Raw genomic sequence first — 14,806 nt, forward strand, 5'->3', positions numbered from 1 at the left:
ATCAATGTGAATTATTAGCTAGAAGTGCAGCATAAAAAAGTTTGACTTTTTGTGTCCAAAATATTGACATAAGACCAATGACTGTTTAATAGAAGAAGGATATAGATGTATTGGAATAGATCAAAGAGGATTTGGAAGTTCTGATAGGCCAGTATGCGGATACGATTATGATACATTAAGTGATGATGTAAAAGCAGTAGTAGATACATTAGGTTTAAATAAATTTGGAGATATGTTTTTTTATAAAAAGGTTAGCAAACCTTTTATGGAATGGTTTTTTCAGCTAGGCTTACAAGCGGCTGGTTGGTCAACGGCTAAAATTGCTCAGACCTGGTTAGGTGAAGAATCTTTATTTGATGATATGAAAAAAATAAAGGTTGAAACTTTAATTATACATGGTATTCACGATAGAGTTTGTTTATTTCCTTTAGCAGAGGAGCAAAAAAAATTAATTAAGAATAGTAATTTAGTGAAGTTTATCAATAGTGGACATGCTACCTTTTATGATGAAAGAGATAAATTTAATGAAGAGATAACAAAGTTTATTGAGGAATAGATTATTAAAAATTTAAATAATAAAAAATAATGGCAATAATATTTTAAAATATTTATATAGGGATTTATTATAAAAAGTGTTTTATCAAAATATGATAAAACACTTTTTATAATATTTATTTAAATTTTAAATCCTAAATATATTTCACATACTGCTGAAATTATAAAGAAAGTACCTATAATATAAGGAGTTGCTAGTACTGTAACTGAAGGATTAATTAATATTAATAATCCTAAAATAAATAAAAGAATAATATAAACAGTATGAAAATTAAAACCTAAATTTCTATATTTAATTGCCATTATGAATAAGTAAACTCCTCTAATAATAGCCCATACACCAAAGAATAGAGCAAGTGTATCAATTGTTTCAATAGGCGAGAAACAGAGAAGTAGACCAAATAAAATTGAAATTGTACCATTTGCTATTAAAAAAACATTATTGATAGACCCAAATGCTCTAATAATGCTAAATATACCAACAAGAATTATTAATACTCCACAAATATTAATAAAATTTGCTAAAGTACTGAAAGGATTTATAAAGAATAAGACACCTATTACTCCAAATAATATTCCTTCGATAATAAATAGATATTCTAAAAATCTTTTCAAAAATATCACCACCTAAATATATTTAATAAGGAAATATACTTTTAGTTTGTGATAAATTTATAATATTATAAATTTATTAAAGAACTTTTTTAAAATATATGATAACATATTAATTATACTATAAAGTTAAATAACTCTATAATATTAAAATAAATTAAAGGGAGGTTAAATGTGATAAAAAGAAATTGTAAGCAATGTGGAAAGGAATTTGTGTTAACAGATTCAGAGATTAAATTCTTTAATGATAAGAATTTAGAACTACCTAAGAGATGTAGTGAGTGTAGAAAGGAAAATAAAAACAATAATAAAAGTTATAATATAAATAGTAGTAAAAACGAAAACATAAATAATAATTATAAAAATGATAGTTCTGAGAATAATAATTATAAAAGCGATAACAAGAAAAAAACATTAAGAAATATTATAGCTGCTGGATTAGTGCTTGTAGTTTTATTTTTAGGTAAATTATTTAATATAGATATTAACTGGCAAGCAATTGGGACAAACTTTGGAACTCAAGAAAGTAATCTTTCTCTTCAATTCCGTAATGAAACAATGTGGGAAGATCACTTTGAAAAGCATGGAAGTGAATTTGGTTATAAAACTAAAGAGGAGTATCTAAAAGGAGCTAATGAAGTTATTAATTCATCTACTTCAAAACATAAAACAGAAGCAGAAGATGGTGATGAGATATACTATGATGAAGATAAAAATGAAATAGTATTTGTATCGGCAGATGGATATATTAGAACATATTTTAAGCCTAGTGATGGAATAAACTATTATAATAGGCAGTAGTAAAACTGTAATCATATAATAAGAAGAATATCTCCTATAATAAATAAGTTATAGGAGATATTTTTATTATATTATTTTAATATTTGTAAAATATATAATGATAAAAAAATATCAATATTAAATGGAAAAATAGGGGGATTTCATTTATAAGAAAAAACAAAATTTATTTAAATAATTTTTAAAATTACAATAATATAGATAAAATTAATATAAAAAGGAATTAAAATGAAAAAATATGTGTAAAATTTACTAAAAATAATAAGAATTCGTGATTTTAATCACTGTATATCTTTTATAAAGAATATATAATAACCTCATAAATTGTTATTTAAATAACAATAAAATGGAGGGAATAATATGTTTAATGAAGAGTTTAATAAAGTTGCAGGAGCAGCTAAAGCAAAAAGTGATTTATTAAAAAATAATAAGTTAGGATATTTTGTTTCGGCAATGTTAGCAGGAATTTTTGTAGGTATGGCTATAATGCTTATATTTACAATTGGAGGCTTGTTAACAGCAGCAGAATCGCCAGCAACTAAGATTGTTATGGGAATTTCATTTGGTGGAGCTTTAAGTTTAGTTGTTTTTGCAGGTTCAGAGTTATTTACTGGAAATAATTTTGTAATGGCAGTAGGTTCATTAAATAAAAGCTTATCATGGGTAGATACTATAAAAGTATGGATAGTTAGTTTTATTGGTAACTTAGTTGGATCAATATTAGCAGGATATATGTTTTACTTAACAGGGCTTGCAAAGGGGCCAGTTGGAGAATTTATAGCAAATACTGCAGCTACAAAGATGAGTTTACCAGCTCAAGAATTATTCTTTAGAGGATTATTCTGTAATATACTAGTTTGTTTAGCAGTATGGTGTACTTTTAGATGTAAAGATGATGTTTCAAAATTAATAATGATATTTTGGTGTTTATTTATATTTATTACAGCTGGATTTGAACATAGCGTTGCTAATATGACATTACTTACAATTGGACTTTTATCTCCAGGTACAGCGGCTGTAAGCATTACAGGTTATATATATAATATAGGAGTTGTTACTTTAGGAAATATGATTGGTGGAATATTCTTTGTTGCAATACCTTATTATTTAATATCAAGAAAAAATAAATAACACTATTATTATGAGAGTTAGTATAGATGCTAGCTCTTTTTTTATTAATATATTTGAAAAAGTAGTTATATTTATGAATATAAAAATAATAAATAAAATATTAGTAAAATAAGGGGTGAGAAGATTATATGAAATATGATAAGTGGCCATTACAATATAAGTATAAAGATTTAGAGCCTTATATTGATACAGAAACAGTATGTATACACTATACAAAGCATTTACAAGGATATGTAGACAAACTAAATAAAGCACTTGAGGGATATGAAAAATTTACTGAAGGAAAAACATTGGAAGAAATACTTTATAATGTTGAAAAAATACCCAAGGAAATAAGAAAGGATGTAATTAATCAAGGTGGAGGTGTAGCAAATCATAATTTATATTTTTCTATTTTATCAAAGAAGCCTAAGAAATGTCCCAATGGTAAGTTATTAATGGAGATTAATAAGAAGTATGGTGATATAGAAAAATTAAAAGATGAAATATCAAAGAGAGCTATAAATCAATTTGGATCAGGGTATTCATGGCTTGTAGTTAATGAAAAAGGAGAACTTGATGTAATTTCAACATCTAACCAAGATTCTCCATTAATTTTCAAGATGAAACCCATATTAACAATTGATGTATGGGAACATGCATATTATTTAAAATATAAAAATTTAAGGGCTAATTATATAAAAAATATTTGGAATATATTAGATTGGTCAAAGGTTGAAGATAACTATCTACGAGAATGCTCCAAGCAAAGCTTAAAGAATATCAATATTGAAATAATAAATTGATGATGATATAGTTTAAGCTATATTAACTTTACATTAAGTTAAATAATAACTAAAGAAAGATTAAATAGATATGGGGGATATTAATGAAAATTAAATCAACAGCACTTCCACCAATAGGAATGCGTATTATTAAATCATCAATTGGAGTACTGTTAGGATTTATTATTTATTTGCTTAGAGGAAAGCAAGGAGCTCCTTTTTATACTGCATTATCAGTTTTATGGTGTATGCAACCGTATCCTAGTAATGCAAAAGCAAATGCAAGACAAAGAACTATAGGAACAATGATAGGAGCATTTTATGGATTAATAATGATATTACTAGAATATTATTTTTTACCATTTGATAATGAGTTTATTAGGTATTTAATAATATCTGTACTAATAATACCAGTTATATATACAACAGTAGTAATAAATAAGAAAAACGCATCATACTTCTCGTGTGTAGTTTTCTTAAGTATAGTTGTTAATCATCTTAATGATAAAAATCCATATTTCTTTGTTTTTAATAGAGTTTTAGATACAATGATAGGAATAGTTTTAGCTTTAATAATAAATACTGCTAGAATTCCTAGAAAAAAAAGAGACAATTTATTGTTTGTTTCAGAGCTAGATAAAGCTTTATTAAATATGCATAATACATTAACTCCATATAGTAAGATTGAGTTAAACAAGATGTTAGATGATGGACTTAAATTTACTATTGCAACAATGAGAACTCCAGCAGCGTTATTAGAGGCATTAAAGGATATTAGAATAAAACTTCCTGTTATTGCTATGGACGGAGCTATATTATTTGATGTAAAAGATAATAGATATTTAAAAGTATATGAAATGACACATTCAGAAACAAAAGAATTTCTAGAATTATTTAAAGAAAATAATTTACATTGTTTTGTTAATGTAGTAGTTGAAGACTCAGTAATTATTTATTATGATGATTTTAAGAACGAGGTAGAAAAAAAGATTTATGATACTCTTAGATCATCTCCTTATAGGAATTATATTAAAGAAGAACTACCAGAACGATATGGTGCAGTTTATTTAATGCTTATAGATGAAAATAAAAAAATTGAAAATTTATATTTACAAATGAAAAAACTTGGATATACAAAAAAGTTTAAAATTTTAAAATATAGTTCCGATGATTTTCCAGGATATTCTTATATAAAGGTATATAATAAAAAAGCAATTAAAGAGAATATGATCCAATATATTAAAGAATTAACTAAAGCTGATGATATAATAATTTTGGAAAGTACTGAAGAAGGAAAGAACTTAAGAGTAAATAAAAATGAATCAAATGAAATAGTTAGAAATTTAAAAAGAATATATGAGCCTTATTTTTGGAAGTAAATAATAGTGGCTTACTTTTCGGAAGAAAAGTAAGCTACTATTACTATTTAGAAAACTTTAGTGTTTATAGCCACTTCCAGCGCCAGTTTTAGCCTTGATTTCATGTAAGTTCAAGTTGCCATCATGTTCATTAATAACATTTTCAATTTTTTGGCTTTTATGACTTTTATATTTTTTCATTTTAACCTCCTATAAAATAATAGTAGAAAATATATTTTCTATTATTGTTTTATGTTAATTAAAAATAAAGATACGTTGTTTTTATTACCATTTTAGTATTAAAATAAAAAAATATTGTTAGTATTATTTAAAAAATAAGTGAATATACATTAGTATGTAAATGTATACAAAGAGGTTTGGGAGGGATATTTAATGAGAATAAAAGTTACATTACTTTCAGTTGTTAAGGAGACAAGTATAGCTAAAAAATTAGGAAATAATAAGGTCTTTAGAGTAAAGTATATAAGAGTAAATACTGATTCTGAAAGTTTAGAAAATTACGGAGAAAAATCAGATATATTAAGGTGTTTAAAGAGTTGTATAAAGGATAATGGAAAGACAATAGATTATAATGAAATAAGCGAATTAGTTGATTCTAGTAACATAATAGGAAATAATTTCTGGAATGAGAATGAATTTGAAAAAGTTTTTAGATTTGAATATAGAGATTATTTTGATTTTTCAGAGTGTAAGTTCAATTACGTGTAAAATAAAAAGATTAAATAAAAGTCGAGCAATAGATATGATACATCTATATAAAATAAATTAAACTATTATTATAAAAGTATCATATTGAAGGTTCGACTTTTTTTAGAGTTAAGATATAAATTAATACCATTATTTAAACATATATGATAATTATTTTTTTATAGGATATATAATATAGTTTAACCAACAATATACTATTATAAAATTTATATTGTTATGTTAGCATGAAGTGGACAAGTTGTTAAAGACGTAAAAGTACATAACGACTAAAAATGAATTATTAATAATAGTTCAAATTATAGGAGGAATGGAAATGAAATCGAAAATAATTTCATTAGTATTATTAGGAAGTATATTTGTTGGGGGAGTACAAGCTCATGCAGCTACTATTAGTAATAGTGATAGTTCTAGAAAAGTAACAGTTTCTAGACCTAATAGACCAAGTAGGCCATCAAATGGAAGTGCTTCAACAATAACACCACCATCAAGTGGAGAAAGTACAGAGAATAATAGTACAACAGACAATAATACAACTGTTAGTGATAAATTTATGGCAGAAGTTGAACAAGCTATCTATAATAAAGTAAATGAAGAGAGAGCTAAGGCTGGAGTACCAGCATTAAGCTATAATACTACTATGGAGAAGTATGCGAGAATTAAATCTCAAGATATGGGAGATAAAAATTATTTTAGCCATACAGATCCAAATGGTAATTATATAACTACACAGATGAAGGCTGATGGAGTTACATATAATGCTTGGGGAGAAAATATTGCATGCATAGGTGGAATTACTGATCCAACAGCATTAGCCTTACATAAGAATAGAGGGGTTGTAGTTGGACAACCCCTCTATTCTTATAAAAATAAAGCATCTTTATATCGTCTATTAGTTATATAATAATCTTTTAATAAAGTAGTAAAAACTTTTTTTAGCTCTACTAACCTTTTAATATTATCAATTATTTTAATTAATAATTCTTCCCAAAGTGGATTTTTCATATAATTATCGTCATTAATGAATATGTCAAATAGTTCATAAATTAAACTTGATAAATCTGAGCTAACATGTTGCAATGTATATTCGCTATTTAAGTAATTAATAACAGCTTTTAGGGAAGTTTTATCACTTAATGAAAAGTAAACTAAGGATTTAATAATAGTATCAGGAATTATTATGCGATGATCTATTAATTCTGTGTTATAATTCAAGTATTCTAATGATCTTTCATAATCACTTAGTCTATAATAAGCCCAGGCTAAAATAGAATTAATATGTTCAATAAAATAAATATTATTGAACTTTTTAGCCATATTTAGAGAAATTTCTAAGTAATGAATGGCATCACTATAATTATCTAACATGAAATATACCTCTGCAAATTTCTCATAAGTATTCATTATACTTATTATGTTTCCTTCAGTAACATATAAATTTAATGCTTTTTGAATTGAATCATAAGCTTTGATAGGATTATTTTCTATTCTGTAAGAGTATGATAACCAAAAATAACAATGGCCACTTTCTTTATAGCTTAAAGCTTCTTGAAGTAGTTTTTTTCCAAGATTCTTATTGTTAGATAATATTAATATATCAATTGCAACATAAAAATTATATATAAATTTTTGTTTATTTGATAGCAAATCAAATGATGATAAAATCATATCTTTAGAATTCTCAAATTTATCTCTACAAGGAGTAGAAGAATATCTTGCAAGCTTTGCTAAAAGGTAGTCAATAATTAAAGGAGAGGCTAGATATTTATCTTCATCCTTTTCTAATATATCAAATAACTTATTTGTATAATCAAATTCGTTAAGATTAAGATTATTAAAAAAGTCTTTTAAATGACTTGTACCTCCATTTATAAAGTTTGGAGAATCATTAAATTCGAGACCAAGTCTATTAAAAATTATAGATAAAACATCTTCACTAGGTAATAATTCACCATTTTCAATACGACTTAAATATGATGGTACACATATACCTTGTGATAATTGTTTTTGACTAATATTATTATTTATTCTATTAAATTTTATTATTGATCCAATTATTTTTTTATTATTGCTGTATGTATCAATCATTTATTAACCCTTTCATATTATCCCATAAATTAAATATCATTAATAATAACAAAAAACATAAATTATATCAAATAACAATATGAAATGTTAAAAAGAAAGAGTTAAAGGATTACAATGAGAAATTCTAAAAATAATATAGAATTATATTTTTGAGGATTAAACTATTAAAAAAGTAAAATTATTTTAAAAAAAATAATAATAAAAAAATAAAAGTGTGAAAGTGTGAATAAAAAAACCATATTTAAACATTAATATGTATATAAAATTGAACACAATAAAAGTTATGAATTTTATTGACTAGTTTTTGTAAATTTATTATAATGTAAATGTAAACAAAGAAAAAAACACAAAAAATTAAAAAAATTACCAAATATAAATTTTTTAATTTTATGAATGTGTTTTTGATACTACATATATGTTTGAAACATATCAGAAACGATACCTAAAAGGGAAAAAATTCAAAAAAATATGTAGACAAGCATCCGTTTTAGAAATATAATGGATTATGTTAACAAGTTATGAAATCAATTACAAATAGATTTTCATATTAACATGATTTGGAGATGTTAGAGTAAAAGAAATAGTAGAATCAGAAATGATTTCTGTAAAAATAATTGGAATCGGTTTCTGAACCTTAGAGGGTATTTAAGTTATATTTGATTAACTTAAAATAAATAGATTTTTAAAAGTGGAGGAGAATATTATGAAAAAACTATTAGTTACATTACTTGTTGCAGCAACTTCAATTAACTTTGTAGCTTGTGGATCAAGTGATAAAGGAGACAAAAAAGGAGAGGAAAATAATAGTACTGCTACATCTACTGATGCAAAGGTAACATTAACAGTTCAAGCAGAAAAAGATTGGATGCCTTACTATGAAAAGGTTAAAGAAACAATTGTTGAAAAATATCCAAATGCAACAATTGAATTAATGGAAACAGGTTCATTTGATCATTTAGATACTATAGATAAAACTGACGCAACTAATTCAGATGTTGCAGACGTATTTGCTTTACCTGCTGATAGATTATATGGATTAGCTAAGAACCAAGTTTTAGCTGCTATGCCTGCTGATGAAATGGCAAAAGAAGTTGGTGGATTTGCTAATTTTGATAAAGGATTAGGAGGAAACTTCGAAATAGATGGTGAATACTTAGCATTCCCTTACAATATAGAAACATTAGTCGGGTATGTTAATGTTGAAAATGCTAAGGCTGCAAACATAGATACAACTCAAAATATAGAATTTACAGATTTAGAGTACAATCAAATCTTAACAACTGTTCATGATGCTTGGTATGGAGTTGCATTTACAAACTCAGTTGGTTTTGAATTATTAAACTTCAATGATTCAAAAGAATTATATTCTACAGCTACTAAAGAATGGGCTGATTTAACAGATGAACAAAAATCATTATTTGAAGGTTTATTCAACTACTGGAAAGCTCACAAAGATAATAACACATCCTTATGGGATAAAGATGCTGCAGCTGGATATATTGATGAGCAATTCAAAACTGGTGGAAGCGATGTTATAAAAATCGACGGACCATGGGCAACATCTACAGTTAGTGAATTAGTAGGAAGTGCTGATAATATGGAAATCATTCCATTAAGCCAAATCACATTTAATGGACAACCTTTAAAACACTGGAAAGGTGGATGGGGTCTTGGAATTAATGCAAGATGTGAAGAAAAACCAGAAAAAATGGAAGTTGCACAAGCTTTCATTAAAGAAATTGTAAATCCAGATAATGCAAAAGAATTATTCGAAGCAACTGGTAAGGTATTAGAAAATGCTACAATTGAAAGCTATGAAGGAATTGATGAATTACAATTAAAAGTTATAGAAGCTACTTATGCAAGTTATGAAGTAGCAGAAAGCAGACCTTTATTCAGTGAATATGGACAAGTATGGGCAACTTGGCAAAATTCTTTATTATCATGGTCAGCTAATAACCCTGCAAATGCAGAAGAAGCTTATAAAGAAGTTAAAGCTGCATTTGACGCTATGATGAGTAACTTTCAATAATTAAGATTATTTAGATTGTTTATATAAAAGGGGACTAAGTCCCCTTTTATATAAGTTAAACTGATTTTAAGGAGGATTCCACATGAGAGATAGTATAGAGATGCCTAAAGGTATATTTTATACAATTGAAGCAATATGCGCAGTAGTTATGATGATGATATCCATAGAGATGTTAATTAAAGCAAAAGATTTAGATTTATTTAATATGTGGTTATCCAATGGAAATTTAGATAAAGATTTATTAAACCAAACAATAGATCAACAATATTCAACGTATCTAAATATGTGTATATCAATATTTTTTGTTAGAGTAATAACTCCAATTGCTGTAGCTATTCATAGTTATTTTGTATTTACAAAACTTAGAGTAAATAAGATGTTTATAATAATTTGGAGTGTTATATTAGTAGGAGCATTTGCACTAACGTTTTTAGGAGAACAATATTTTTCAATATTCTTTATCGGAAGTGGAATTGGTTATCTGGCATTAGTTTTAACAATGTTTTACTTAGGGAAGTGTTTAAAAAATGTTAAGAGTTTATAGTTATAAAGTTATTCAGAGGGTATAAAAGGAGGTAGTAGTGTTGAAAAAAATCAATAAGTATTTATATGATAATATTAATCGAGAGTATGAAAGAAAAAATTTATACCTTTATGAAGTTTCGGCTTTACAAGAAGAAATTGAAGCTGCAACTGGTAAGGAAAAGGATGACTTAAAAGATAAGTTAAAGAAATTAATTAATAACAAAAAAGAACATTCTTATAATAAAAAATTAGAAGAATATAAGAATAAAGAAAGAGTATTTTTAGGAGAGTTAAAAGTTAAAGTATCAAACTATAAGTCAAAAGTTGATACTTCACTGCCTAAGAATGTTCAAAACTTACAAGTAAGACTTTTTAAAGCAAAAGAATCAGTTAATTTTTATAAAAATTATATAAAATTAACTTATGATGCAGAATTAATATATGAACAAAGTAAATTAGAAATAGCTCAAATACCACCAGTAATTGAGTTTGCTAAAGAGACTGTAAAAGAATTAAAAAGTGCTCAAGATAAGCTTTCAAAGTTAAAAAATGTAAATAATGAAAAATTTAATGCAGAATTTAAAGCTTTTAAAGAAGCAGAAAATAAAAAGTTACAAGAAAGAATAAAAGAAGTTAAGTCTAAATGTAAAGAAGGCTTAATCTCAGGACAAGCAAAAGATAATACAATAAAAGAATTAAAAAGAAAATATAAAGAAGTTGTATTAGTAAAATCATTTGAATGTGAAAAAATATACAACAAAGAAATAGTAAAAAATAAGAAATATGAACTTTCAAAAACGGTTAAACAAAAAATTAATACTGTAAACATTAATGTTGCAGATTTAAGAAGAGTTTATCCGATTGAAACAGAAAAAACTATGCCATGGGTATCTTGGGTTACATTCTTAATTCCAGGTTTAGCTCAAGTAATTAACAAACAATATGTAAAAGCGATAATTATGTTCTTTGCAACAATATATATATATTTTATGGCTATTCCATATGCTTTAGGTTACGGAAACTATAGGGGAGATGGTGTAGCAGGTCTTCTAACACTAGCAGCAGAGGGTGGTAGACTAGATAGATCAATCATATTCATGATTGAAGGTGTATTAGCAATATTCTTAGTTATAATAGGAATATTCTTAATGTTTATATGTTTTAAAGACGCAAATAATGTAGAAAAAGACACTATTAAAGGTAGTAGATATAAGACTTGGGTGGAAACTAAACAAACAGTATTTGAAGATGGATTCCCATACTTAGTTTTATCACCAGCAGCTATAATAACAATCTTTATAGTATGTATACCAGTTGTTACAACTATACTTTTAGCATTTACAGGAATGGGACCTGATACTCAAGCTAAGTTTGGATGGGAAGCATTAAAGAATTACAAGATGATCTTCTTAGGACAAGGTATGGTAGGAACAGTCTTCTGGAGAATATTAGGATGGACAATAGTTTGGACTATTGGAGCTACAACTTTAGCAATAGCTTTAGGATTTATCTTAGCAATTGTTCTTAATAACGATAGAATTAAAGGTAAAGTATTATTTAGATCAATATATCTTTTACCATGGGCAGTACCAGCATTTATCACTATACTATTCTTTAGTATATTAGCAGCAGATGGAGGTACAATAGTTAACTCATTAAGAGAAGTGTTTGGACCAGACTTTTCAATAAAGAATGATCCTTTTGTAATAAGAGTAACATTAATTTGTATGCAAGCATGGCTTGGTAGTGCATATGTATTCTTATTATCTACAGGAGTACTTCAATCTATAAATGCAGAGTTATATGAAGCTGCTGATATAGATGGAGCAACAAGCTTTAAGAAATTAACGAAGATAACAGTACCATTAGTATTATTCCAAACAGCACCACTTTTGGTTGGACAATACACATTTAACTTTAATAACTATAGTATTATAGCATTATTTAATGATGGAGGTCCTTTTAACCCAAGTAAATATGGTCAGTTAGCAGGTTCATCAGATCTTTTAATATCTTATATATTTAAATTAACAATGGAGAACAATTATCAAGCTATAGGAGCTACAATTACAGTTGTTATCTCTGTAGCACTTATGATAATTGCATATATAGGATATAGAAATACAGATGCATTTAAGAGGGGGTAGGAATGATGAGTATATTTAAAAAGAAAAAAAGTGATTTATATCTTTCTGATAAGCAACCTCTTACTGTAGGAGGAAAAATTGCACTTGCAATATCTTATGTATTTTTAATAGCATGGGCAATTATAGTAATATGGCCAATATCACAAGTAGTAATATCATCATTTAATGGAGCACAAGCAAATAGACTTATAATAGGTGGAGAGTTTAGTTTCTCATTTAAACACTTTGAAACATTATTTAAAGACACTCTTTATTTAAAATGGATGGGTAATACTTTATATATAAGTATTATAACAGCAATCTTAGTAATAATAATAGTTTCATTTACTGGATATGCTTATTCAAGATATAGGTTTAAAGGTAAAAAAGCATCCCTTATGACAGTTATGCTTATACAAACAATACCAGCTTTCGTTGGAATTACAGCACACTTTACAATGTATTCTATAGCATCAGATATAATTCCAGTATTTAGTAGACAAATGATGTTAATATTAATATACGCCGGTGGAGGTATAGCAGGTAATACTATTATATTAAAAGGATACTTAGATTCAATATCTACAGAGCTTGATGATGCAGCTAAAATAGATGGATGTTCTAGTATGAAAATATATAGCTTAATCATTATGCCAATAGCAAGACCAATGCTTGCAATAATAGGACTATGGTCATTTATAACACCATTTGGTGATTTTTTATTACCAAGAGTATTATTAAATTCAGCATCTGATTATACATTAGCAGCAGGTCTGCAAACTCTTATATCAGATGAAAGAACAATAAATCAACCAGCCTTTACAGCAGGAGCACTTTTAACGGCAGTACCAATAGTAATACTATTTATTGTATTACAAAAACAATTAGTATCAGGTCTTTCAAATGGGGCTACAAAGGGATAGGATAGGAGATAGTAGATATGAAGGTAACATTAAATAATATAGGTAAAAAATATGAAAATAGAGAAGATTTTACTTTAAGAAATATAAACTTAGAAATTGAAGATAAAGATTTCTGTGTAATATTAGGTCCATCAGGATGTGGTAAAACTACATTATTACGTATGATTGCAGGACTTAACTCAATTACTGAGGGTGATTTAATATTTGGTGAAAAAAGAGTTAATAAATTAGCTTCTAAGGATAGAGATATAGCAATGGTTTTCCAAAGCTATGCTTTATATCCACATATGACAGTTTATGATAATATGGCATTTTCATTATCAATGAGAAAAGAAAGAAAAAATATAATTAATGAACGTGTTAATGAGGCTGCAAAATTACTTCAAATAGAAAAGTATTTATATTCTAAGCCATCAGATATATCTGGAGGTCAAAGACAAAGAGTTGCTTTAGGAAGAGCTATAGTTAGAAAACCAAGCGTATTCTTAATGGACGAGCCTCTTTCAAACTTAGATGCTAAGTTAAGAGAGCACATGAGAGTTGAGTTAGTTAGAATTCATAAAGCGTTAGGTACAACTTCTATTTACGTAACACATGACCAAGTAGAAGCTATGACAATGGCAACTAAGATTGTTCTTATGAATGATGGTAAGATTCAACAAGTTGGTAAACCATATGAATTCTATGAAAAACCACAAAATATGTTTGTTGCTAAATTCATTGGATCACCTACGATTAATATGATAAAAGGTAAGATGGATGGAAAGAAATTTGTATCTGAAGATGGATTAATATCATTAACTCCATCAGATGAGGACTTAAAAGCATTAGCTAGTTATAATGGTAAAGATGTATACTTAGGAATTCGTTCAGAAAGATTTGTTGGAGATTCTGAAAAAGATGCATTTGAATGTACAGTTGATGTAATAGAAGTTTTAGGTAAAGAAAAAACTTTATATGTTAAATTAAAGAGCGGAAAAGATCTTGTTATTACAGTTCCTGGATATCATCCATATGAAGCTGGAGAAAAGCATAAGTTTGGATTTGACTTAGGTGCTTTACATTTCTTTGATGCAGAAACTGAATTAAGAATAAATTAATTTAAGTACAAAGGTTAGAGCTATTTTGTATATAGCTTTAACCTTTTTTCTTTTTAAATCATAGAGCT

14 protein-coding genes and 1 pseudogene are annotated in these 14,806 nt (G+C 26.6%); 12 read left to right on the plus strand and 3 right to left on the minus strand.

The window, feature by feature from the left end; genetic code table 11:
- Positions 1 to 79: 79 nt before the first annotated feature.
- A pseudogene (locus I2E98_RS09145) lies at positions 80 to 556 on the plus strand (alpha/beta hydrolase); the annotation flags it as partial.
- Positions 557 to 675: 119 nt separating this feature from the next.
- Here the strand turns inward: I2E98_RS09145 and I2E98_RS09150 are convergent.
- Positions 676 to 1,170 (minus strand): DUF308 domain-containing protein, encoded by a 495-nt coding sequence (locus I2E98_RS09150; protein WP_195468612.1) that lies wholly within the window; start codon positions 1,168 to 1,170, stop codon positions 676 to 678.
- A gap of 171 nt (positions 1,171 to 1,341) precedes the next feature.
- On the opposite strand from I2E98_RS09150, the gene I2E98_RS09155 reads away from it, so the two are divergent.
- The 4 genes from I2E98_RS09155 (at position 1,342) to I2E98_RS09170 (ending at position 5,239) form a co-directional block, all read left to right on the plus strand.
- A complete protein-coding gene (locus I2E98_RS09155) occupies positions 1,342 to 1,968 on the plus strand; it encodes a zinc-ribbon domain containing protein (protein ID WP_195468613.1) in 627 nt (208 codons plus the stop codon).
- Positions 1,969 to 2,325: 357 nt separating this feature from the next.
- Entirely contained in the window at positions 2,326 to 3,096 is a 771-nt protein-coding gene (locus tag I2E98_RS09160) for a formate/nitrite transporter family protein (protein ID WP_195468614.1), read from the plus strand.
- Between the two features lie 128 nt (positions 3,097 to 3,224).
- Positions 3,225 to 3,881, plus strand: a complete 657-nt coding sequence (locus I2E98_RS09165) for a superoxide dismutase (protein ID WP_195468615.1) — start codon at positions 3,225 to 3,227, stop codon at positions 3,879 to 3,881.
- Between the two features lie 83 nt (positions 3,882 to 3,964).
- The gene (locus I2E98_RS09170) at positions 3,965 to 5,239 is read left to right on the plus strand and encodes an HAD hydrolase family protein (RefSeq protein WP_195468616.1); all 1,275 of its coding nucleotides are present in this window, start codon (positions 3,965 to 3,967) and stop codon (positions 5,237 to 5,239) included.
- Positions 5,240 to 5,296: 57 nt separating this feature from the next.
- Here the strand turns inward: I2E98_RS09170 and I2E98_RS16180 are convergent, their stop codons facing one another.
- Positions 5,297 to 5,419: a hypothetical protein gene (locus I2E98_RS16180; RefSeq protein ID WP_279324973.1), complete on the minus strand. Its 123-nt coding sequence runs from the start codon at positions 5,417 to 5,419 to the stop codon at positions 5,297 to 5,299.
- A 192-nt stretch (positions 5,420 to 5,611) separates the two neighbouring features.
- Between I2E98_RS16180 and I2E98_RS09175 the strand changes: the two genes are divergently transcribed.
- Together I2E98_RS09175 and I2E98_RS09180 are read left to right on the plus strand one after the other, a co-directional pair.
- Entirely contained in the window at positions 5,612 to 5,947 is a 336-nt protein-coding gene (locus I2E98_RS09175; protein ID WP_195468617.1) for a hypothetical protein, read from the plus strand.
- Positions 5,948 to 6,260: 313 nt separating this feature from the next.
- Positions 6,261 to 6,848, plus strand: a complete 588-nt coding sequence (locus tag I2E98_RS09180) for a CAP domain-containing protein (RefSeq protein WP_243251042.1) — start codon at positions 6,261 to 6,263, stop codon at positions 6,846 to 6,848.
- Here I2E98_RS09180 and I2E98_RS09185 read toward each other — a convergent pair.
- Positions 6,806 to 8,032 carry a helix-turn-helix transcriptional regulator gene (locus I2E98_RS09185; protein WP_195468619.1) on the minus strand — a complete coding sequence of 409 codons (1,227 nt, stop codon included), beginning with the start codon at positions 8,030 to 8,032 and terminating at the stop codon, positions 6,806 to 6,808. The two genes, I2E98_RS09180 and I2E98_RS09185, sit on opposite strands and share 43 nt — an antisense overlap.
- A gap of 703 nt (positions 8,033 to 8,735) precedes the next feature.
- Between I2E98_RS09185 and I2E98_RS09190 the strand changes: the two genes are divergently transcribed.
- The 5 genes from I2E98_RS09190 to I2E98_RS09210 all read left to right on the plus strand — a co-directional run bounded on the left by I2E98_RS09190 (position 8,736) and on the right by I2E98_RS09210 (position 14,738).
- Positions 8,736 to 10,064 carry a sugar ABC transporter substrate-binding protein gene (locus tag I2E98_RS09190; RefSeq protein WP_195468620.1) on the plus strand — a complete coding sequence of 443 codons (1,329 nt, stop codon included), beginning with the start codon at positions 8,736 to 8,738 and terminating at the stop codon, positions 10,062 to 10,064.
- A gap of 82 nt (positions 10,065 to 10,146) precedes the next feature.
- Positions 10,147 to 10,608 carry a hypothetical protein gene (locus tag I2E98_RS09195; protein WP_195468621.1) on the plus strand — a complete coding sequence of 154 codons (462 nt, stop codon included), beginning with the start codon at positions 10,147 to 10,149 and terminating at the stop codon, positions 10,606 to 10,608.
- Positions 10,609 to 10,648: 40 nt separating this feature from the next.
- The gene (locus tag I2E98_RS09200; protein WP_195468622.1) at positions 10,649 to 12,736 is read left to right on the plus strand and encodes a sugar ABC transporter permease; all 2,088 of its coding nucleotides are present in this window, start codon (positions 10,649 to 10,651) and stop codon (positions 12,734 to 12,736) included.
- 5 nt (positions 12,737 to 12,741) lie between these two features.
- Positions 12,742 to 13,638: an ABC transporter permease subunit gene (locus tag I2E98_RS09205; protein WP_195468623.1), complete on the plus strand. Its 897-nt coding sequence runs from the start codon at positions 12,742 to 12,744 to the stop codon at positions 13,636 to 13,638.
- A gap of 17 nt (positions 13,639 to 13,655) precedes the next feature.
- Positions 13,656 to 14,738, plus strand: a complete 1,083-nt coding sequence (locus tag I2E98_RS09210) for an ABC transporter ATP-binding protein (protein ID WP_195468624.1) — start codon at positions 13,656 to 13,658, stop codon at positions 14,736 to 14,738.
- Positions 14,739 to 14,806: the final 68 nt, after the last annotated feature.

The sequence above is a fragment of the Clostridium sp. D43t1_170807_H7 genome, from assembly GCF_015555905.1.
Classification (GTDB): domain Bacteria; phylum Bacillota; class Clostridia; order Clostridiales; family Clostridiaceae; genus Clostridium.